Annotated in this window: 26 protein-coding genes, 1 tRNA gene and 1 pseudogene; 16 read left to right on the top strand and 12 right to left on the bottom strand. The window is 63.9% G+C overall.

Annotated features, from left to right (window positions below):
• From AC0L3O_RS25095 to AC0L3O_RS25110, 4 genes are all read right to left on the bottom strand, one after another.
• On the bottom strand, window positions 1-394 hold a 394-nt coding region (locus AC0L3O_RS25095; protein WP_473616914.1), incomplete at its 3' end, for an adenylate/guanylate cyclase domain-containing protein.
• Between the two features lie 196 nt (window positions 395-590).
• Window positions 591-950, bottom strand: a complete 360-nt coding sequence (locus AC0L3O_RS25100) for a recombinase family protein (protein ID WP_473616915.1) — start codon at window positions 948-950, stop codon at window positions 591-593.
• A gap of 59 nt (window positions 951-1009) precedes the next feature.
• Window positions 1010-1086: transfer RNA gene (locus AC0L3O_RS25105), tRNA-Arg, on the bottom strand.
• Window positions 1087-1296: 210 nt separating this feature from the next.
• On the bottom strand, window positions 1297-2184 hold the full coding sequence (locus AC0L3O_RS25110; RefSeq protein WP_473616917.1) for a D-alanyl-D-alanine carboxypeptidase family protein: 888 nt from the start codon (window positions 2182-2184) through the stop codon (window positions 1297-1299).
• Window positions 2185-2609: 425 nt separating this feature from the next.
• Between AC0L3O_RS25110 and AC0L3O_RS25115 the strand changes: the two genes are divergently transcribed.
• Window positions 2610-3716 (top strand): hypothetical protein, encoded by a 1107-nt coding sequence (locus AC0L3O_RS25115; RefSeq protein WP_473616918.1) that lies wholly within the window; start codon window positions 2610-2612, stop codon window positions 3714-3716.
• 447 nt (window positions 3717-4163) lie between these two features.
• A complete protein-coding gene (locus AC0L3O_RS25120) occupies window positions 4164-4784 on the top strand; it encodes a nucleoside/nucleotide kinase family protein (RefSeq protein ID WP_473616919.1) in 621 nt (206 codons plus the stop codon).
• Window positions 4785-4833: 49 nt separating this feature from the next.
• On the opposite strand, the gene AC0L3O_RS25125 is transcribed toward AC0L3O_RS25120, so the two are convergent.
• The gene (locus tag AC0L3O_RS25125) at window positions 4834-5157 is read right to left on the bottom strand and encodes a hypothetical protein (RefSeq protein WP_473616960.1); all 324 of its coding nucleotides are present in this window, start codon (window positions 5155-5157) and stop codon (window positions 4834-4836) included.
• Between AC0L3O_RS25125 and AC0L3O_RS25130 the strand changes: the two genes are divergently transcribed.
• Window positions 5132-5260, top strand: a complete 129-nt coding sequence (locus tag AC0L3O_RS25130) for a hypothetical protein (RefSeq protein WP_280810605.1) — start codon at window positions 5132-5134, stop codon at window positions 5258-5260. The genes AC0L3O_RS25125 and AC0L3O_RS25130 overlap by 26 nt on opposite strands.
• Before the next feature lie 27 nt (window positions 5261-5287).
• Here AC0L3O_RS25130 and AC0L3O_RS25135 read toward each other — a convergent pair.
• The 3 genes and pseudogenes from AC0L3O_RS25135 to AC0L3O_RS25145 form a co-directional block, all read right to left on the bottom strand.
• Window positions 5288-5990, bottom strand: a pseudogene (locus tag AC0L3O_RS25135) (glutathione S-transferase family protein).
• 77 nt (window positions 5991-6067) lie between these two features.
• Entirely contained in the window at window positions 6068-7276 is a 1209-nt protein-coding gene (locus AC0L3O_RS25140; RefSeq protein ID WP_473616921.1) for a beta-ketoacyl-[acyl-carrier-protein] synthase family protein, read from the bottom strand.
• Entirely contained in the window at window positions 7277-7534 is a 258-nt protein-coding gene (locus tag AC0L3O_RS25145) for an acyl carrier protein (RefSeq protein ID WP_023801503.1), read from the bottom strand. It abuts the gene before it with no gap.
• A gap of 204 nt (window positions 7535-7738) precedes the next feature.
• Here AC0L3O_RS25145 and AC0L3O_RS25150 point away from each other — a divergent pair, with 204 nt between their 5' ends.
• The 4 genes from AC0L3O_RS25150 to AC0L3O_RS25165 all read left to right on the top strand — a co-directional run bounded on the left by AC0L3O_RS25150 (window position 7739) and on the right by AC0L3O_RS25165 (window position 9635).
• Window positions 7739-8581, top strand: a complete 843-nt coding sequence (locus AC0L3O_RS25150) for an urease accessory protein UreD (protein ID WP_473616922.1) — start codon at window positions 7739-7741, stop codon at window positions 8579-8581.
• A gap of 42 nt (window positions 8582-8623) precedes the next feature.
• Window positions 8624-8926 carry an urease subunit gamma gene (locus AC0L3O_RS25155; protein WP_023801505.1) on the top strand — a complete coding sequence of 101 codons (303 nt, stop codon included), beginning with the start codon at window positions 8624-8626 and terminating at the stop codon, window positions 8924-8926.
• A 25-nt stretch (window positions 8927-8951) separates the two neighbouring features.
• Window positions 8952-9209 (top strand): DUF1272 domain-containing protein, encoded by a 258-nt coding sequence (locus AC0L3O_RS25160; protein WP_473616924.1) that lies wholly within the window; start codon window positions 8952-8954, stop codon window positions 9207-9209.
• A gap of 120 nt (window positions 9210-9329) precedes the next feature.
• Complete coding sequence (locus tag AC0L3O_RS25165; RefSeq protein ID WP_027152187.1) at window positions 9330-9635, top strand: urease subunit beta; 306 nt, start codon at window positions 9330-9332, stop codon at window positions 9633-9635.
• 47 nt (window positions 9636-9682) lie between these two features.
• Here the strand turns inward: AC0L3O_RS25165 and AC0L3O_RS25170 are convergent, their stop codons facing one another.
• Both AC0L3O_RS25170 and AC0L3O_RS25175 read right to left on the bottom strand, forming a co-directional pair.
• Window positions 9683-10177 carry a hypothetical protein gene (locus AC0L3O_RS25170; RefSeq protein ID WP_473616925.1) on the bottom strand — a complete coding sequence of 165 codons (495 nt, stop codon included), beginning with the start codon at window positions 10175-10177 and terminating at the stop codon, window positions 9683-9685.
• 126 nt (window positions 10178-10303) lie between these two features.
• Window positions 10304-10687 carry a hypothetical protein gene (locus AC0L3O_RS25175; RefSeq protein WP_128244699.1) on the bottom strand — a complete coding sequence of 128 codons (384 nt, stop codon included), beginning with the start codon at window positions 10685-10687 and terminating at the stop codon, window positions 10304-10306.
• Window positions 10688-10878: 191 nt separating this feature from the next.
• On the opposite strand from AC0L3O_RS25175, the gene ureC reads away from it, so the two are divergent.
• From ureC to AC0L3O_RS25210, 7 genes are all read left to right on the top strand, one after another.
• On the top strand, window positions 10879-12591 hold the full coding sequence (gene ureC, locus AC0L3O_RS25180; protein ID WP_473616927.1) for an urease subunit alpha: 1713 nt from the start codon (window positions 10879-10881) through the stop codon (window positions 12589-12591).
• A gap of 106 nt (window positions 12592-12697) precedes the next feature.
• Entirely contained in the window at window positions 12698-13186 is a 489-nt protein-coding gene (locus tag AC0L3O_RS25185; protein WP_287258866.1) for a DUF29 domain-containing protein, read from the top strand.
• A gap of 157 nt (window positions 13187-13343) precedes the next feature.
• On the top strand, window positions 13344-13913 hold the full coding sequence (locus AC0L3O_RS25190; protein WP_473616929.1) for an urease accessory protein UreE: 570 nt from the start codon (window positions 13344-13346) through the stop codon (window positions 13911-13913).
• A complete protein-coding gene (locus tag AC0L3O_RS25195; protein ID WP_473530527.1) occupies window positions 13906-14577 on the top strand; it encodes an urease accessory protein UreF in 672 nt (223 codons plus the stop codon). The genes AC0L3O_RS25190 and AC0L3O_RS25195 overlap by 8 nt, the downstream gene beginning before the upstream one ends.
• Window positions 14574-15014, top strand: coding sequence for a DUF3995 domain-containing protein (locus tag AC0L3O_RS25200; protein WP_473530528.1), 441 nt, complete (start codon window positions 14574-14576; stop codon window positions 15012-15014). The genes AC0L3O_RS25195 and AC0L3O_RS25200 overlap by 4 nt, the downstream gene beginning before the upstream one ends.
• Window positions 15011-15652 carry an urease accessory protein UreG gene (ureG, locus tag AC0L3O_RS25205; RefSeq protein WP_473616930.1) on the top strand — a complete coding sequence of 214 codons (642 nt, stop codon included), beginning with the start codon at window positions 15011-15013 and terminating at the stop codon, window positions 15650-15652. Before AC0L3O_RS25200 ends, ureG begins: the two co-directional genes overlap by 4 nt.
• Before the next feature lie 85 nt (window positions 15653-15737).
• Complete coding sequence (locus AC0L3O_RS25210) at window positions 15738-16505, top strand: class II aldolase and adducin N-terminal domain-containing protein (RefSeq protein ID WP_128170113.1); 768 nt, start codon at window positions 15738-15740, stop codon at window positions 16503-16505.
• Window positions 16506-16545: 40 nt separating this feature from the next.
• On the opposite strand, the gene AC0L3O_RS25215 is transcribed toward AC0L3O_RS25210, so the two are convergent.
• Window positions 16546-17178 carry an HAD family hydrolase gene (locus AC0L3O_RS25215; protein WP_128170114.1) on the bottom strand — a complete coding sequence of 211 codons (633 nt, stop codon included), beginning with the start codon at window positions 17176-17178 and terminating at the stop codon, window positions 16546-16548.
• 236 nt (window positions 17179-17414) lie between these two features.
• Here AC0L3O_RS25215 and AC0L3O_RS25220 point away from each other — a divergent pair, with 236 nt between their 5' ends.
• A complete protein-coding gene (locus AC0L3O_RS25220) occupies window positions 17415-18371 on the top strand; it encodes a sugar-binding transcriptional regulator (RefSeq protein WP_473616932.1) in 957 nt (318 codons plus the stop codon).
• A 21-nt stretch (window positions 18372-18392) separates the two neighbouring features.
• Here the strand turns inward: AC0L3O_RS25220 and AC0L3O_RS25225 are convergent, their stop codons facing one another.
• Complete coding sequence (locus AC0L3O_RS25225) at window positions 18393-18578, bottom strand: hypothetical protein (protein WP_473616933.1); 186 nt, start codon at window positions 18576-18578, stop codon at window positions 18393-18395.
• A gap of 110 nt (window positions 18579-18688) precedes the next feature.
• Here AC0L3O_RS25225 and gcvA point away from each other — a divergent pair, with 110 nt between their 5' ends.
• On the top strand, window positions 18689-19597 hold the full coding sequence (gcvA, locus tag AC0L3O_RS25230) for a transcriptional regulator GcvA (RefSeq protein ID WP_287258859.1): 909 nt from the start codon (window positions 18689-18691) through the stop codon (window positions 19595-19597).
• Window positions 19598-19699 lie beyond the last annotated feature (102 nt).

Below are 19699 nucleotides of genomic sequence, written 5' to 3' on the forward strand. Positions count from 1 at the left end.
CGCAAACACCGCCCGGTTCCGCCAATCCCTCCAAACGGGCCGCGACGTTGACACCGTCTCCGTGGATGTCGTCGCCATCGATCACCACGTCGCCCAGATTTACGCCGACGCGGAACTCGATACGTTGCCCTTTCGGTAAGACTTCATTGCGTTTAGCTAAAGCCTGCTGCATCTCGGCGGCGGCTCTCACCGCCTCCACGACACTGGCGAACTCTGCCAACACCCCATCACCCATGAACTTGACGACGCGCCCATGATGTTCCGCGATTTTGGGCCCAATGAGGTCAGTAAGCAGAGATTTGAGCGCCGCGAGCGTGCCATCCTCATCGGACCGGATCAGACGCGAATAGCCGACCACGTCAGCGTCCATAATTGCGGCGAGGCGACGCTCCATGCTCGGTTCCTCCCTCCGAAAAAGTAGAGGATTCCTATCCAACAATCCATGACGGTGTTGGGCCTGGAATTTCCGGATGTGGAGTGCGAAGCTGACTTTCGGGGTCACGGTGCTCGACGTCCGGTCGTGGCGCAAGATGCTCGTTCGTGCTGGTCAGAACGGGCGACCGCTCACCACCCCGGTCATTCAAGCCAAGTCATTCCAGTGCTTCATGTGCCTCCTGCTGGCGAAATTCGGCAACGATTCTTGAGACGGTTGGCTCGCTCACGTCATATAGCCTTGCCATTTCGGCCCCAGACTTGCGGCCCGAAATGACGGACTCGGCGATCTCACGCCGCTTTTTGTCATCGAGCTTGCGCCGTCGCCCACCAACGCGAGCCAGCCCTGCGCTTGTCCGCTCGCGGATCATGGCACGCTCGAATTCGGCGAAGCTGCCGACCATCTGCATCATCATGCGGCCAGCGGGCGTGGTGGTGTCGATCGCCTCGGTGAGCGAGCGGAACCCAGCATCCCGGTGAAGCAATCGCCGTTCATGCCCTCGGCAACATTCTGGCACCGTTTGGCACCAACTCGAAGAAGGAAATCATCGATTATAACCTAAGCCATTGATTTTATTGGCGCACCCGACAGGATTCGAACCTGTGACCTCTGCCTTCGGAGGGCAGCGCTCTATCCAGCTGAGCTACGGGTGCCTTCAGGATCGAGATCCGGAAAACGAACCAGCCGGTGAACCGGCCAGCCACGGCTTCTTAGCGGAAGCCGGCGCAGGCTTCAACGGGCAAGTGGCCGGCGCCGCAAAGTTGTCCCGCTGGGCCATCGGTTCGCGCCACATCCGGTCGCTGCGCGGCCTCGCAGACTCAGGGCATTCGTCATTCGAAAATGCCTGGCATTTCGTCCGCCCCTCACTGCTCCCCGGCATACAGCAACCGCGTCGTCGTGTTCGACGCCGGCGACAGGTTGCGCTGGATCAGCGCTTCGACGTGGTCGTTGCGCTGACGCGCGCTGTCAGCGCCCATCACCACGAGGATGAGCCGGCGGCCGTCAGCATCGTAAGAGGTGACGATGTTGAAGCCTGAGGCTCTGATATAGCCGGTCTTGATGCCGTTGACGCCGCGGACGCGGCCGAGCATGTCGTTGTGGCCGCGCACCAGCCTGCCCCGGAACATGAAGTCGCTTTCGGAGAAATAGTGGAAATGCTGCGGGAAGCGGGCGCGCAGCGCCGTGCCGAGCACCGCCATGTCGCGCGCCGTCGTCAGCTGGCCGGCGTCCGGCAGGCCCGACGCGTTGCGGAAGACGGTGCTGCGCATGCCGATCTGGCGCGCTTTGGCCGTCATCATTGCGGCGAACGCGTCTTCGCTGTCGCCAAGATATTCGGCAACGGCGACCGCCACGTCATTGGCCGATTTGACGGTGATCGCCCGGATCGCCGAATCGACGTCGATCGTCTCGCCGCGCCGGAAGCGCAGCTTCGTTGGCGGCTGCCTGGCGGCGTTGGCCGAGACCGGGATCAGCGTCGCCTTGCTGACGCGGCCCTGGTCCAGCGCCTCGAACAGCAGGTAGAGCGTCATCATCTTGGTCAGCGACGCCGGATAGCGCGGCGCCGTCGAGTTGGCCTCGAACAGCGTCCTGCCGCTGCTGCCGTCGATGACAACAGCCGCATATTTCTGCGCCGGCGCCGGCACCGCCAGCATGGTCTCCGTCGGCGTCGTCGCGCAGCCGGCAACGAGCACCAGCAGCGCAAACGCCGCGACAAATCTTTGGAGGAGCGGAAAGAGGCGCGGTTTGGACATTCTGAAGGTAAGCTGTTGCTGAAACGAGTGGGAAACTAGCCTAACCCAATGGCGCCGTCCATTTGGTTAATGCCGGTGTTCACGGCAATCGCTTCGGGTTTGAAATCACCCTGCTCCTGGCGTTGGCGCCGCCCCTCACCTGCCTGCCGGCATCCTCTCCCCGTATAGTGACGGGGCGAGGGGGCTGGCATCGGCGGTTTCGCCAATCACCAGCGTTCGCAAGAAGTGGCGCCAGCCTTGCGGCCAGCCCCTTTCTCCCCGTCACTATACGGGGAGAAATGCCCGGCAGGGCAATGAGGGGCAGCGCCGACGATCGACATTGAGCTCCACATGGAGTTTCGGCCTGACATGAAATGCCCATCACCCAGCTTGCGCAACCGGCACCGAGCGGGTTTGCTGGCGCCGGCAGAATCAGCAGGTGCGCCATGGATACGCTGACGATCAAGGCAAACGGCATTTCGGTAACGGTCGATCTCAACGTCGGCCATCTCGCCCACATGACGGTCGATATCGACGGGCGCCGGCTAAAACCGCTGCATCGCGCGCCGTGGATCGACGAGCCGCGCGAGACGCTGCCGCCAGACCTGCCCGAGGGCACCGTTCGCCTGTCCGGCGATTTTTTATGCGCGCCGTTTTCGCGCAGCGATGTCGAGGAGGCGCCCTTGCACGGGTGGCCGGCCAACAGCCGCTGGGATGTCGTCGCCTCCGCGGCGACCGGCGAAGGCTGGCGGGCGGTTTTCAGGCTGCAGCAAAAAGTCATGGGCGCGACGCTCGACAAGATTCTCACCCTGCGCGACGACCATCCCTTTCTCTACCAGGAACATGTCTTTTCCGGCGGTTCCGGCGGCATTTCCGTCGCCCATCATCCGATGACGGTGATGACGGACGGCGGCAGGCTGGCCTTTTCGCCGAAGCGGTTTGCGGCAACGCCGGACGACCCGCTCGAGCCCGATCCGGCCCGCGGCCGCTTTCTTTTCGCCTATCCCGCGCGTTCCACCGACCTGACGCGTTTTCCCGCCGCCGATGGCGGCACGCTCGACCTGACCGACTATCGCATGGACCAGAGCCGAGAGGATTTCGTCACGCTGGTCGAGGCCGACCATGGCGGGCCGGGCTGGACTGCGCTGGCGCGAAAGGCGGAAGCCGATCTCATTGTGGTGCTGAAGAACCCGGCCGAGCTGCCGGTCACCATGCTGTGGATCAGCAATGGCGGGCGCGACTACGCGCCCTGGAGCGGCCGCCATCGCGGCGTGCTCGGCATCGAGGACGGCCGCACCGCGCTCGGCCATGCGGCGTCGCTGGGTGACAACTGGCTGAAGCGGGAAGGGGTGGCGACCGCCTTTGCCCTTGGCGAAGGCGGCAACGTCTCGTTCCGCCACGTCATCGGCGCACTGCCCTTAATGGACGGCGAGCCGCCGCGCGATATCGCCACCGCGCAGGGGCATATGCGCCTCATGGCGGCCGACGGTTCGACGCGGGATGTCGCTTTCGACGGCGATTTCCTGCGGATTGGCAGGTCGGTGCCAGGTTGAGCGCTCGCCTCCCCACCTCTTCGTCATCCCAGGGCGGAGCAGGAGCGAAGCGACGTCGCGGAGACCCTGGGATCCATGCCGTGACATCAGCCGAGGAACGCGGCGGTTCAGAATAAAAAGCGCTCTGTAGCGATCCTTCGCGCCCCCTCTGTCCTGCCGGACATCTCCTCCACTTGGGGGGAGATAGGCAGCTTCGCGGACAGCGTCCTTTTTGCAAGGCTGGTAGTTGGCGAAATCAGTGATGAAGGCCAATCTCCCCCCTCGTGGGGGAGATGTCCGGCAGGACAGAGGGGGGCGCTGTCCCTCAGCGATCAAAGGATCGTTTCGGCCAATCCTAGAGCTTTGCCACTTGCCAACGGACAGTCAAAATTCTGCGTCGAGTCCCGGGTTTGAAATTTCCGCCAACTATCGCCAAGATGCAGCCGAAATTATCACCCGGAATCACGCATGTCCGAGATTGCCCACCTCGCCGCCACCATCTTCAAGCGCGCCGGCAAGGCGCGGCGCTTCGTCGTTGCCATCGCCGGTCCTCCGGGCGCCGGCAAGTCGACGCTGTCGGCCCGCCTGCATGAGCTGCTGCCGGAAGGCGCGGCCGAAATCGTTCCTATGGACGGCTTCCATTACGACGATGTCGTGCTCGAGCAGCGCGGCCTGCGCGCGCGAAAGGGCGCTCCGGAAACCTTTGACTTTGCCGGCTTCGAAACCTTGCTGAAGCGCATCCGCGCGGCCGAGCCCGACATCGCCATTCCGGTGTTCGACCGCAGCATGGAGCTGTCGCGCGCGGCCGCGTCGATCATCGCCGCCGACACCAAGTTCATCCTGGTCGAAGGCAATTATTTGCTCCTTGACGAGGAACCGTGGTCGCGGCTGGCGCCGCTGTTCGATTTCTCTGTTTTCGTCGATGTCCCGCGCGCCGAGCTCGAGCGCCGGCTGCTCGAGCGGTGGCACGAGCATGGCCGCTCCGACGACGACGCCCGCGCCTGGATCGCCTCCAACGACATGCCCAACATCGACCGCGTGCTTGCCCGCCGCCGCCCCGCCGATCTGGTGATCGGCGATAACGCCTGATTTGCAAGGACCACCCACGCCGGAACCTTAGGACTTTCCGGCCGTTATGTCAGATACGGCAATAATGCTGACATGAGGAAGACTGTCCGATGGCTACTCCGATGGCAACCAAGGCAAGAAAGCCTGCGCCCGGCAAGGGCAGGGCGACTCGATCCAGGGCAACTGGGGCAAAGGCAACCGAATCGAAGACGGGTGCCGGCCCGGCTGTCGCCGCCCGCTCCAAGGATGCAAAACCTACCTTTGGCAAGGCAGCACCGAAGAAAGTGACACCGACCGCAGCCAAGACCTCGGCAAAACCGGCCAGATCGAGGAAGTCGGCAAGTGGTGGCTCGATGGCGGACAGCGCGATGCGCACCGTAAAGACGACGGCCAATGTCGCGGCCGGCGCGGTTGTCGCCACCGCCAAGACCGCTGCGTCCCTCGCCGCTTCCGTCATGGGCAAGGGCGGCTCGAAACCCAAAACCAAGGCAAAATAGCCGGTTTTCGGCGCCTGCGCCGATGCGCTAGCCCCGTGCGGGGATAGCAAGACCCCGTTGCACCGCGGGCCGGGCTAGGGCGCGCTCCAGCCATGCCGCGACATGGGAAAAATCGTCGAAGCCGACGAGTTCCCTTGCCTCGTAAAAACCGATCAGATTGCGTACCCAGCCCAGCATCGAGATATCGGCTGGTGTAATCGTCGTCCATGATCCAGCTGCGGCCCGTCAGCCTCGTCTCGAGCACACCGATCAGCCGCCGTGATTCGTCGCGATAGCGCGCCAGCGGTCGCTTGTCGGCGATCTCGCGTCCGGCGAATTTGTGGAAGAAGCCGACCTGCCCGAACATCGGCCCGATCGAAGCCATCTGGAAGAACACCCACTGGATCGTTTCGTAACGTCGCGCCCGGTCGGCCGGGATCAGCCGGCCGGTCTTGTCAGTGAGATAGAGCAGGATGGCGCCGGATTCGAACAGCCCGATCGGCTTGCCGCCCGGGCCGTCCGGATCGATCATCGCCGGGATCTTGCCGTTCGGGTTCAGCGACAGGAATTCCGGCGTCCAGCTCTCGTCCTTGCCGATGTTCACCGCATGCGCCTCGTAGGCCAGGCCGAGTTCCTCCAGCGCGATCGACACTTTTACCCCGTTCGGCGTCGGGAACGAATAGAGCTGGATGCGGTCGGGATGGCTGGCCGGCCAGCGCGTGGCGATCGGAAAGGCGGACAGGTCGGTCATCGAAACTCCTGGGCGGGGATTTTTCGCGCGGCAGCGCGTGGCAAAGAAGTCTCGCCGTAGCTGGGAACCGGCTGCGGTCAGACCGCCTTGAACGCCAGCACCGCATTGGTGCCGCCGAAGGCGAAGCCGTTGCTGATCGCCGCGCGCACCTTACGCTCGCGCGCTACATTCGGCGTGATGTCGAGATCGCATTCGGCGTCGGTTTCACGAAAATTGGCCGTCGGCGGCACGATGCCTTCGCGGATCGCCATCACGCAGGCGATCAACTCCAGCGCGCCCGACGCGCCGAGGCAGTGGGCATGCATCGATTTGGTCGAGGAGATCGAAAGCCTGTGGGCATGGTCGCCGAAGACACGCTTGATCGCCGCCGTCTCGATCTGGTCGTTGGCCTTGGTGCCGGTGCCATGCGCATTGATGTAGTCGATGTCCTCCGGGTTGAGCCTGGCATCGACGAGGCAGAAGCGCATCGCTGCCTCCGGCCCTTCGACGGTCGGCGCGACGATGTCGGACGCATCGCCGGAAAGGCCGGCGCCGGCAATTTCGGCAAGTATAGTGGCGCCGCGCGCCATGGCATGCTCAAAAGTTTCCAGCACGACCATGCCGGCGCCTTCGCCGAGCACCAGGCCCTGGCGATCGGCCGAAAACGGCCGGCAGGTGTCGGGCGCCAGCACCCGCAGCGCCTCCCAGCCTTTCAGGATGCCCCAGACCAGCGGCGCATCGGTGCCGCCGGCGAGCATGACGTCGGCGCGGCCAAGCCTGATCTGGTCGACTGCCGAGGCAATGGCGTGATTGGACGAGGAGCAGGCCGAGGTGATGCCGAAGACCGGCCCGCGAAGGCCTAGATTCATGCTGACATGGCCGGCCGCAGCGCCCGGCATCACTTTCGGCACGGTGAAGATGCCGGTGCGGTTCTTGCCTTCGAGCAGGATGGCGCGGTAGCTCTCTTCGATCGCCTCCCAGCCGCAGACGCCGACGCCGACGATGGAGCCCATCCGGTAGGTATTGGCCGCGTGCAAGCTTAGCCCGGCCTGTTGCGCGGCCTCGCGCGCGGCAATCGTCGCCAAAAGGCTGAAACGGTCCATCGACACGACCTGCTTGCGCTCGATGCCGTGCTCGGGAAGCGTCCTGATTTCGCAGCCGACCCTGATTTTCAGGTCATGCAGCTCCGAATTGACGATCGGGCCGATGGCCGAGCGGCCGGCGCGCATCTCGTCCCAGATCGCCGGCACATTGGTGCCGAGCCCGCATAAGCCGCCGATGCCGGTAATGACGACGCGCTTGTGCATTCAGTCAGGCTTTTTCGCGATCAGTGCGCGAACCGCCTCGACCATGTCGCCGACGTTCTTCAAATTGCTCCAGGCATCGACCGTGTTCATCTCGATCTCGATGCCATACTGTTCCTCGAGGTCGAAGATTATCTCCGTCAGTTCCAGCGAATGGATGCCAAGTGACGTCAGTTCGGTGCTGGTGGTGATTTCTTCGCCACCCGGCTCGGCATGGGCCTTGATCTTCTCGATGATGTCCGTTGCCAGCTGGTCAGCCATTCGGTTCCTTCCCCAACCCTTGTCGTTCCCCGACGCCAACGGATCGGCGCCTGTTTTTCCCCAGGCTCAAATTGTCATCATCGCCTTTTATCCCGCCAGGCGCTGTGTGACCGTACCAAGACGGCTCCTCTATAGAAACCGAAACGTTGTCAAGCAACAAGCTTATATGTCGACAAAGCCGGCGCTGTGGTTATCGTTGGCACCATGGATATGATCGAACCTGGCCTGACCTTTGTGCCGCCGGCGCAGCGCGTCGCCGGGACGGCGCGGCTTGCCTGTGACAGGAATGGCGGCCGCACGCGTCTTCGGCGGCTTTATCAGGATGGTTCCGCCAAGATCCGCATGCCGGCCGTCTCGGCCGATCCGCTCGAAGCCGTGCTGATCAACACCGCCGGCGGGCTGACCGGCGGCGACCGCCTCGGCTGGGAGGTCGATGTCGGCGCCGGCGCCTCCGCCAGCATAACCACCCAGGCCTGCGAGAAGGTCTACCGCGCCGCGGCCGATCGTGCCGAGGTGCGGGTGAAGCTGACCGTCGGCGCCGGCGGCCGCATCGCCTGGCTGCCGCAGGAAACCATCGTCTTTGATCGCTCGGCCTTCGCCCGCAGGCTCGACCTGGAGCTTGCCGCCGGTGCCGAGGCGCTGGTGCTCGAGGCGACCGTCTTCGGCCGCCTCGCCATGGGCGAACGCGCGGCGCACGGCAATTTCCACGACCGCTGGCGGGTCAGTCAGGACGGAGCGCTGGTTCATGCCGAGGATTTCCGCATCGGGCCGGACATAGCCGCGATTCTGGGCGGTTCGGCCGTGGCCGGCGGCGCCATTGCCATGGCGACGGTGCTGATGATCTCGCCGCGGGTCGAGGCTTTGCTCGATCCGGCCCGGGACATCATCGGCGGCCAGGGCGACGCCAGCGTCTGGAGCGTGAAGAAATCTGGCAAGCTTCTTGCGAGGCTGTTTGCCGAGGACGGCTACCAGCTCCGCAAGCGGCTGGTTCCGCTCGTCGAATTGCTCAACGGACTGGCCGGTCTGCCCAAATTATGGTCACTCTGATTCCGATTATGCCATTCTGACTATGCTGTTGCGGGGAAACGCATGAACCTGACGCCAAGGGAAAAGGACAAGCTGCTCATCGCCATGGCGGCGATCGTGGCGCGCAAGCGGCTCGAACGCGGCGTCAAGCTCAATCACCCGGAGGCGATCGCGCTGATCACCGACTTCGTCGTCGAGGGTGCCCGCGACGGCCGCCAGGTCGCCGAGCTGATGGAGGCCGGCGCCCACGTCGTCACCCGCGCGCAGGTGATGGAGGGCATCGCCGAGATGATCCACGACGTCCAGGTCGAGGCGACGTTTCCCGACGGCACCAAGCTGGTGACCGTGCATGAACCGATACGGTGAGGGCCGATAAGGCGAGGTGAGAAAAATGCTTGAGCTGCGCCCCAACTGCGAATGCTGCGACAAGGACCTGCCGCCTGAAGCGACGGATGCGCTGATCTGCACCTTCGAGTGCACCTTCTGCGCCGATTGCGCGGCAAACGTGCTGGGCGGCGTCTGCCCGAATTGCGACGGCAATTTTTCAGCGCGCCCGATCCGCCCGGCAGCGATGCTGAACAAATATCCCGCCTCGACAAAGCGCGTGCTCCAGGCCGAAGGCTGCGGCCCGGCCCGCAACGCCGCGTGACGGCACGATGCTGACAGTGAAAGGCATATCGATGGTCCCCGCAACGATCAAACGCACGTCCCTCTCGGCGATCCTGCTGCTCGCCGCCGGCCTCGGCTTCGGCGCGTTGTGAGGCTGGCGATGATCCCGGGCGAAATCATCACGGCAGGCGGCGACATCGAGCTCAACAAGGGCCAGCCGACCATCACCATGAAGGTGGCCAACAGCGGCGATCGGCCGATCCAGGTTGGCAGCCACTATCATTTCTTCGAGACCAATGAGGGGCTGAAATTCGATCGCGACAAGGCGCGCGGCATGCGCCTCGACATTGCCGCCGGCACCGCGATGCGCTTCGAGCCCGGCCAGGAGCGCGACGTCACCTTGGTGCCGCTCGGCGGCAAACGCGAGGTCTACGGGTTCCAGCAGAAGATCATGGGCGCGTTGTGACATCCCATGGGCGCGCTGTGAGATCAGAAGCGTCGAGCGGCTTCGGCTCAGTCGGGCGGCTTGGCGGCCGCGTAGATGACGACCTTGCCAGGATCGTCGAATTCGACGGCGAGAACGTCTTCGGTCTGCACGCGTCGCGAGTCGATGGCGTTGAACAGCAATGCGTTAGCCTCGATCTCGTCGCGCAGTTCCGCAATGTCCTCCTGATGCTGCTCGACCTTGCTTTCGATCGCCGGCGGCAGCCCGCCTTCCGTGCGCGCGGCGTCGGTGAGGAAGACGATATCGACCTTGTCGAGCTTGGATGTCTTGCGCACCGCGCCGATGTTTTCACGCGTCCGCTCGATCGCCGTAGTGACTTTACCGGCCTCGACAGCCGTGTTGGTCTCTTCCTGGCCGACCTCCGAACCGATGATCTTGTTCTGGGTCTCGGGGCCTTCAAGGCCCTGCGCATTCAGCCCGGCCTGGGGAACGCTCGCCGCAAGAAACGCAGTTGCGGCAATCATATGCAGCCATCGGGTGTCGGGGAAGGTGGTGATCGCCATCGCTCGCTCTCAGAGCCTCTTTCGAGACCCGTTTCTAGGCCAAAAAGTCGAAACGTATTCCGCCCTGCGAAGGTTCCCTCCCCGATGCGGCAGGCCGACCTTGTGCCGGCCCGCCACAGCGCGTCGTCAGCTCGCCTTCTTGGTGATCAAGGTCAGCGAGCCGTTGGCGTCCATGCTGGCGGCGATCACTTGCGCCGAGGTGAGTCCCTTGGCTTCGAGCGCGGATTTGACCTGAGGCGTCGCGTCGATCGAGCTGCGCAATTTCTGCAGGCCGTCCTCGCCCCGCTTGGCGATCACTTCGTTGACCTTCGTCTGCGTTTCCTTGGGCAGTTCCTCGATGTCGACGACGTTGACGGTCTGGATCGCCGGCGCAGCCGGCTGAGCGCCGGGTGCTGCGGGAGCGGGCGAAGCCGGCGGCTCGGCAGGCTGGGGCGCAGGCTGTTGCTGGGCGCTGGCAGCGGTCGCGAGCAGCAGGGTGGCGGCGGCTGCGAGAGATATCGTTTTGCGCATGGATCTTCCTTTCCATCGATTGGCAAACGGTCGTTTTGGGGTGACCTCGCCACCTCAAACGTTAAATGGGATCGGAAGGTGTCGCCCAGCGGGTCATTGCGTGACCATAGGATGGCGACAATGTGGGGCCGGGCTTCGACCGGCTGTGTCTTGAGGCTGTATTTGGGGCCGTATTTCGGGAGCAATTGCTGATGGCTAGAATCACCCGCGCGGCCTATGCGCAGATGTACGGCCCGACCGTCGGCGACAAGGTACGGCTCGCCGATACCGAGTTGTTCATCGAGGTCGAGAAGGATTTTACGCTGCATGGCGAAGAGGTGAAATTCGGCGGCGGCAAGGTCATCCGCGACGGCATGGGCCAGAGCCAGGTGTCCCGCGCCCAAGGCGCGGTCGACACCGTCATCACCAATGCGCTGGTCATCGATGCTTCAGGCGGCATCTTCAAGGCCGATATCGGCCTCAGGGACGGCCGCATCGCCGAGATCGGCAAGGCCGGCAATCCGGACATGCAAGACGGCGTCACCATCGTCATCGGTCCCGGCACCGAGATCATCGCTGGCGAGGGCAAGATCCTCACTGCCGGCGGCTTCGACGCGCATATCCACTTCATCTGCCCGCAGCAGATCGAGGAAGCGCTGATGTCCGGCATCACCACCATGCTCGGCGGCGGCACCGGACCGGCGCATGGCACGCTGGCGACGACCTGCACGCCCGGGCCGTGGCATCTGGCGCGCATGATCCAGTCCTTCGACGCCTTCCCGATGAACATCGGCCTGTCGGGCAAGGGCAACGCGTCGTTGCCGGCCGCGCTTGAAGAAATGGTGCTGGGCGGCGCCTGCTCGCTTAAGTTGCACGAGGACTGGGGCACCACGCCGGCGGCAATCGACTGCTGCCTGTCGGTCGCCGACAACTATGACGTGCAGGTGATGATCCACACCGACACGCTGAACGAGTCCGGCTTTGTCGAGAACACGGTGGCGGCGATCAAGGGCCGCACCATCCACGCCTTCCACACCGAAGGCGCCGGCGGCGGCCATGCGCCCGACATCATCAAGGTTTGCGGCCTGCCCAACGTCATCCCGTCGTCGACCAATCCGACGCGGCCCTACACCGTCAACACGCTGGCCGAGCATCTCGACATGCTGATGGTCTGCCATCATCTGTCGCCGTCGATCCCCGAAGACATCGCCTTTGCCGAAAGCCGCATCCGCAAGGAGACCATCGCCGCCGAAGACATTTTGCACGACATCGGCGCCTTCTCGATCATCTCGTCGGACAGCCAGGCCATGGGTCGCGTCGGCGAAGTGGCGATCCGCACCTGGCAGACCGCCGACAAGATGAAGCGCCAGCGCGGTTCGCTGCCGCAGGAGACCGGCGACAACGACAATTTCCGCGTCCGCCGCTACATCGCCAAATACACGATCAACCCGGCCATCGCGCACGGCCTGTCGAACGAGATCGGCTCGGTGGCGGTCGGCAAGCGCGCCGACCTGGTGCTGTGGAACCCGGCCTTCTTCGGCGTCAAGCCGGACATGGTGCTGGTCGGCGGCATGATCGCCGCCGCCCCGATGGGCGATCCCAACGCCTCGATCCCGACACCGCAGCCGATGCATTACCGGCCGATGTTCGGCGCCTATGGCAAGGCGATGACCAATTCGTCGGTGACCTTTGTCTCGAAAGCCGCGCTTGATGCCGGCCTGCGCGGCCGGCTCGGCGTCGACAAGCAGATGGTCGCCGTCGACAACACCCGCGGCGGCATCGGCAAGCATTCGATGGTGCTCAACGACGCCACCCCGCATGTCGAGGTCGACCCCGAAACCTACGAGGTCCGCGCCGACGGCGAATTGCTCACCTGCGAACCGGCCACCGTGCTGCCGATGGCGCAGAGGTACTTTTTGTTCTGATCCCTACAAACGCCCTGTTGGCGGGGCGTCAAATTCGGTGCTCAGTTGTCCAAGGCTCTCACGTGCCGTTTTGCGATTGTCTCGAAATTGCGGCATGATGGGCCTCATGAACAGGATTGATCGTCTCAGGGCCCTCACTCCCTACGAAGCGGACTACGTCCAGTGGTGCGCCGAGCAAAGCGCATTGTTGCGCGAAGCTCGTTTCTCCGACCTCGATCGTGAGAATCTTGCCGAGGAGATCGAGAGCTTGGGGAGACGTGACAAACGAGAAATTCGCAGTCGGATGGAGGTGCTGCTTGCACATCTCCTGAAATGGGAATTCCAACCCGGCCATCGAAGTCATAGTTGGCAGTCGTCAATTTCCGAACAGCGGATCTGGATCGGAAACATCATCAAGGACAGCCCGAGTCTTCGCCGATATCCCGCCCAGATTTTCGACGAGGCATATAAAGACGCTTTGCTTGTCGCGGTCAGGGAAACGGGTCTCAGGAAATCTCACTTTCCAGGCGAACCTCCATTCACATCCAAGCAGGCGCTCGATGAACGATTTTGGCCGGGAAACCCGCTATCGATGGGCGATTTCCTGCGGGATTAGCTGGCTTCTTCGGCGACCGTCGCTTTCACATCGCCTTTGTCGCCGCCGCCCTCGTCTACCAGATATCGTTCATCCTGCGGCTCTTCGACACGATCGTTTGAGCACCATTGGGGCGGCGGATGCGATAGGCTACGCTTGTTGGGAAAGGCAGTTTTACATGAAGCTCGACATCCGCACCGATTTCACCAAATTCCCGCGTGCCGTCTCGGTTCTAAGCGCCGGCGAGGCAGGAGCGGTCGCGCCCTACGATCGTGCGGTGCTTGCCCATGACGAGCGGCATCTGCGCCGCCGCGCAATAGAAACGGCCCGTAGCGATAGAGTGCTGGTCGACCTGCCCGAACCGGTGGCCTTGAACGATGGTGACCGCTTGGTGCTGGAGGATGGCCGTCATATCGAGATCGTCGCGGCCGAGGAACCGCTCTACGATATCCATGCCAGCGGCCCTGTCCATCTGGCCGAGCTTGCCTGGCATATCGGCAACCGCCATCTTGCCGCCGCCATCGAGGCTAACCGCATCCTCATCCTGCGCGATCACGTTATCAAGGCGATGCTGGAAGGCCTGGGCGCCACGGTGAGCGACGTCTCCGAGCCGTTCAAGCCGGTGCGCGGCGCCTATTCTGGGCACAGTCACGGTCATGCCCATGCCGAGGCGCATGCGCACAGCGGGTCGCATTCCCATACCCATGGCGAATCGCATACCCACAGCCATTCGCACGACCATGACTGACCAGCCTTCCAACGTCGCTTTGTTGCGGCTGATGGCGTGGCTGTCGCCTGCCTTCCCGGTCGGCGGTTTTTCCTACAGCCATGGTCTCGAACAAGCCGTGCATGCCGGCCTGGTCGCCGACAGCAAAGACCTCGCCGCATGGCTGGAGACGCTGGTCGAGATGGGCTCGGGCTGGAACGATGCCGTGCTGTTTGCCGAAAGCTGGCGGCGCGCCCGCCAAGCCGGCGATCTCGCCGAAATCGCAGCCCTCGCCGAGGCCTTGGCCGGCTCGCGCGAGCGCCACAGCGAGACCATGCTGCAGGGCCCCGCCTTCCTGAAGGCGGCATCGGCCTGGCCGTGTCAGGTGCTCGACCGTCTGCCGGCCGAGTGCGCCTATTGCGTCGCCGTCGGTGCAACTGCCGGTGGCAACGCCATTGCCCTGCACGATGCACTGTCGGCCTTCCTGCACAGCTTCTTTTCCAACCTCGTCCAAGCCGCGATCCGGCTCGGCGTCGTCGGCCAGACCGGCGCCACGGCGCTGCTCGCCGGCTTCGAGCCGCTGGCCTTGGAAACTGCCGCTCGCGCCGCCGGCTCGACGCTGAATGATCTCGGCGGCTGCGCGTTTGTCTCGGATGTCATGGCGATGAAGCACGAAACGCAATATTCGCGGCTGTTCCGCTCATGATCGTCCTCGCCTTCGCGCTCTCCTTCGTCTTGCTGCTGATCACCACCCTGCATGTCTATTGGGGCATTGGCGGCATCTGGCCGGGCAGGGACGCTGCCTCCTGCGCCCGCGCGGTGGTCGGCTTTCGCGGCGTCGACGAAATGCCGGCGCCCTTCGCCAGCTTCGCCGTCGCCGCCTGCCTCGGCCTGGCGACACTGTGGCCGCTGGCGCTCGAAGGCGTGTTTGCCACGCCCTTTCCTAAGGCCGGGCTTGCCGCGACAGCGCTGCTCATCGCGCTGGTCTTCCTGGGGCGCGGCATTGCCGGCTTCACGCCGTGGTGGCGCCGGCTGGCGCCCGAACAGCCTTTCGCGCGGCTCGATGTCAGCTATTATTCGCCGCTCTGCCTGGTTGTAGGGCTCGGCTTTGCAGTGCAAGCCATCATGGAGTTCCCTGGATGACACAAGCCAATGGTCCCCTTCGCGTCGGCATCGGCGGTCCCGTCGGCTCCGGCAAGACGACGCTCACCGAAAAGCTCTGCAAGGCGCTGCGCGACGAGTTCTCCATCGCCGTGGTCACCAATGACATCTATACCAAGGAAGACGCCATGATGCTGGCCCGGCTTCAGGCGCTGCCCGAGGATCGCATCATCGGCGTCGAGACCGGCGGCTGCCCGCACACCGCCATCCGCGAGGATGCCTCGATCAATCTGCAGGCGATCGCCGAGATGACCAGGAAATTCCCGGATCTCGACATCGTCTTCATCGAATCGGGCGGCGACAACCTCGCCGCCACGTTTTCCCCGGACCTCGCCGATCTGACGCTCTACGTCATCTCGGTCTGCCAGGGCGAAGAAATCCCGCGCAAGGGCGGCCCGGCGATCACCCGGTCGGATTTCCTGGTCATCAACAAGAGCGATCTCGCCCCCTATGTGAACGTCAATCTCGATGTCATGGAGCGCGACGCCGCCCGCATGCGCGGCATGCGGCCGTTCGGATTTACCGATCTGTCGCGCGGCAAGGGCCTGCAGCAGGTGATCGATTTTGTCGTCGAGCATGGCGGGCTGCGCATCGACGCCGCCAGAAGCACTGCGGCGTAAGCCAAAGCGCTCGCCTGCACCAAACGAAACCGGTTGCGCGCATCGGCGGCGCACGGCATCCTTGCTTCTTTCACGGAGGTTTTCGATGAGCATCGCCCGCCTGCAGAAGGAAATGCTGACCAACCTGCCCTTCTACGAGGAACGCGTCGATCTGGCTTGCGCCTTCCGCTGGACGGCGCGGCTCAACATGCATGAAGCGGTGGCCAATCATTTCTCGCTGGCCGTCAACGATGACGGCTCGCAATTCCTGATGAATCCCAACCAGGTGCATTTCTCGCGCATCAAGGCGAGCGACCTGCTGCTGATCGACGCCAACGATCCCGATACGCTCTCCGGCCCGGATGCGCCCGACCCGACGGCATGGGGGCTGCATGGCGCCATCCATCGCAATGTCCGTCATGCGCGCTGCGTCATGCATGTGCACTCGATCCACGCCACGGTGCTCGCTTCGCTCGCCGACTCGACGTTGCCGCCGATCGATCAGAACTCGGCGATCTTCTTCAACCGCCACGTCGTCGACGGCCATTATGGTGGGCTCGCCTTCGAGGAAGAGGGCGAACGCTGCTCGCAGCTGCTCACCGATCCGAAGGTCAAGGTGATGGTCATGGGCAACCATGGCGTGCTGGTCATCGGCGATACCGTCGCCGACACCTTCAACCGCATGTTCTATTTCGAACGCGCCGCCGAGACCTACATCAAGGCGCTGTGGACCGGCCGTCCGCTGCGGATCCTGTCGGACGAAATCGCCGAGAAGGCAGCAGCGGAGCAGGAAGATTATCCCGGTCAGGCCGAACGGCACCTGTCCGAATTGAAGGCGATCCTCGACGAGCAGGAGCCGGTCTACCGGAACTGAGCGCCCTTCTCTCCGTCACTATACGGGGAGAAGGACCCTCTTAAAGCCCGAGTTCAGCCCGCAATTCGTCGGCGCTGTTGATGACGATCGCGCCGGGCGGCCCTGCCATGGGCGCTTCCGGCCAGAAGATCGTCCTCATCCCCGCCGCCAGCCCAGCCGTGGAGCCGGTCACGCTGTCCTCGACGGCCACGGCATCGGCCGGATCGACACCGGCCAGCCATGCGGCGCGCAAAAAAGGTTCGGCATGCGGCTTGCCCTCGCGCACGTCGTTGCGGCTGATCGTCTTCATGCCGGGATAGAAAAGACCGACCATGCGCAGATTGGCGTCGACGACCAGCCGGTCGGAATTGGACACCACCGCTTGCGCCACGCCAAGCGCGCGCAGCTCGTTGTAGATCTCGATGGCGCCGGGGCGCGGCTTCAGAGTCTCGGCCATTGGCAGATAGTGGTCGTATTTGCGCACGATCCAGTCGTCGAAGGGCAGGTCGAGGCCGAACTCGTCGCGCAGCATCTCGTAGACCGGCCATGCGGCGATGCCGAGCACGCGCTCATGCAGGTTGGCCGGCGCCGCGATGCCGACGCTGTGAAGCGCCGCTATCAGCGCCGCCTCGTGCAACGGCTCGCTGTCGACCAGCGTGCCGTCCATGTCCCAGAAAACCGCTTTCGGCGTCATACAAGGCTCCTTTGCCCGAATCCCTTAAAGGGTTTGCCTCGGGAGATAAACCGCCGCGCCTGGCTGCACCAACATTGCGGGCTATAATCATCCTCTCGGAACACTGCAGGCACCCCGGGAGCTTGCTAAGCAATTGCCCTGTCTGCAGGCAATTGCTTACAAACGCATTCCCGGGTAAAACCAAGGCGCTCCCGCTCGGTGCTAGTGCTCGGTGTTTGGGGCAGGGAGGCAGCAAGTTGAATTCCCGGCAGGACAGCGGCAGCAACAGGCTGGACGACGCGGCGCGTGCCGGCTGGCTCTATTATGTCGCCGGCAACACGCAGGACCAGATTGCCTCGACGCTCGGCATCTCACGGCAGACGGCGCAGCGGCTGGTGTCGCTGGCGGTGGCGGAAGGGCTGATCAAGGTGCGTGTCGACCACCCGATCGCCAATTGCCTCGACCTCGCCGCCCGGCTGAAATCGCGCTTCGCCCTCGATCTGGTCGAGGTGGTTCCAAGCGATCCCGCTTCCTCCTCGACTATTGGCGTCGCCGTGGCGGCGGCCGCCGAGATCGAGAGGCGGCTGCGCTCGCCGACGCCGATCGTCATGGCGATCGGCACGGGCCGCACGCTGAAGGCGGCAATCGAGCAGCTGCCGCCGATGGAATGCCCGCAGCACAAGGTGGTGTCGCTGACCGGCAACATCTCGCCCGACGGTTCGGCCGCCTTCTACAACGTCATCTTCACCATGGCCGACAGGGTCAAGGCGCGGTCCTTCCCGATGCCGCTGCCGGTCATCGCCTCCTCGCCGCAGGAGCGCGAGATGCTGCTCAGCCAGCCGATGATTCAGCCGACGCTGGCGCTTGCCGCGGAAGCCGACGTCACCTTCGTCGGCATCGGCGATCTCGGCCCTAAGGCGCCGCTTTACGAGGACGGCTTCATTTCGGAGAGTGAATTGAAAGCGCTGCAAAAGGCCGGCGGCGTCGCCGAGATCGTTGGCTGGGTGTTCGATCGCGAAGGCCGGATGATCGACGGCATCACCAATGACCGGGTGTCGTCGGCATCATTGCCGTCGCGTGAAAAGTCGCTGGTGATCGCGCTCGCCATGGGCGAGCGGAAGCTGCCGGGCATTCTTGCGGCCGTGAACCGGCGGCTGGTCAACGGACTCATCACCGACGAGCGGACCGCCGCCGCCTTGCTGGCGGCCGGCTGATTTGCGATAAGCCCAGCAAGGCTATTTGCGCCGGCCACAAGGATCGTTGCCGTCGAGAAAACCCATGTCGCGCTGCAGATGCGGCGGCAATTCTCTCATGTCGAGAGAGGCCCGTTTCCTGGCTCCGTGCCGCGCCAATCCACGCGCCAGCCGCAAAAACCAGCCTTGGCCTAGCGTCAGAAATAGCTTTTCCTGTACAATGGTCATGATCGTCAGCCTTTGTTATCTCTAGACGAGAGTGATCGTCGACCTCAAATATCGGCCGGCTCGGCCGTTGCTGCCAATCAAACGTCAATCACGGCCCATAAGGAGGACTTATGCCTGAACTCAAGTCACGGCAGGTCTCCCAACTCCCTCCGCTTCAGGCGATCCGGGTGTTCGAGGCGGTGGCTCGGCATCTTTCCTTCACCAAGGCCGCCGGCGAGCTTGGCATGACGCAGGCGGCGGCGAGCTATCAGATCAAGCTTTTGGAAGGGCGCGTCGGTGCGCCTTTGTTCCTGCGCCGGCCAAGGCAGATCGTGCTGACCGAGGCGGGACAACGCATGGCGCCTGCGGTCAGCGAGGCGTTCGCCTTGTTGGGTGGAGCCTATGCCGCGGCGCGCAGCGGCGCCGACGGAGTACTTTGTGTCTCGACGCTGTTGACATTTGCCTCGAACTGGCTGGCGCAGCATCTCGGTTCGTTCCAGGTCGCGCATCCGTCGCTGGCGGTGCGTCTCGATACATCGAACCGCCTCGTCGACTTCGCCCGCGAGGACATCGACATCGCCATCCGTTCGGGCGGCGGAAACTGGCCGGGCGTGGAGGTGCACAAGCTTTTCAATGCGGACTTCACGCCGATGCTGAGCCCGAAACTCGCGGCGACCATCGGCGGGGTGAAGGAGCCAGCCGATCTGTTGCGCCTGCCGATCCTCGACCCTGGCGACATCTGGTGGCGGGACTGGTTTATCGCCGCCGGCCTGCCGGTCGAGGAACTGGCCAAGCGCCCCGGCTCCAGCATGGGTGCGCAGGCCTATGAGGCCAACGCCGCGATCGCCGGGCAGGGCGTGGCGATCGTGACGGCCGCTCTTTTCAAGGCCGAGCTTGCCGATGGCCGCCTGATCCAGCCTTTCGATCTGGTCGGCGACGACGGCCACGCCTATTGGCTGGTCTATCCCCAGGCGCGGCGCAACGTGCCGAAGATCCGCGCTTTTCGCGAATGGATCCTGGCTGAGATCGCCGGCCAATAGTCGATAATCCATCCGGTCAAGCGGGCACCGAAATTTGGCATTTTCGCGCGCCCTAATCCTCCGGAGCAAGATCCCGCACGAGGCTGCGTGCACTGCAGCAAC

It is taken from the genome of Mesorhizobium sp. WSM4810 (assembly GCF_055811235.1).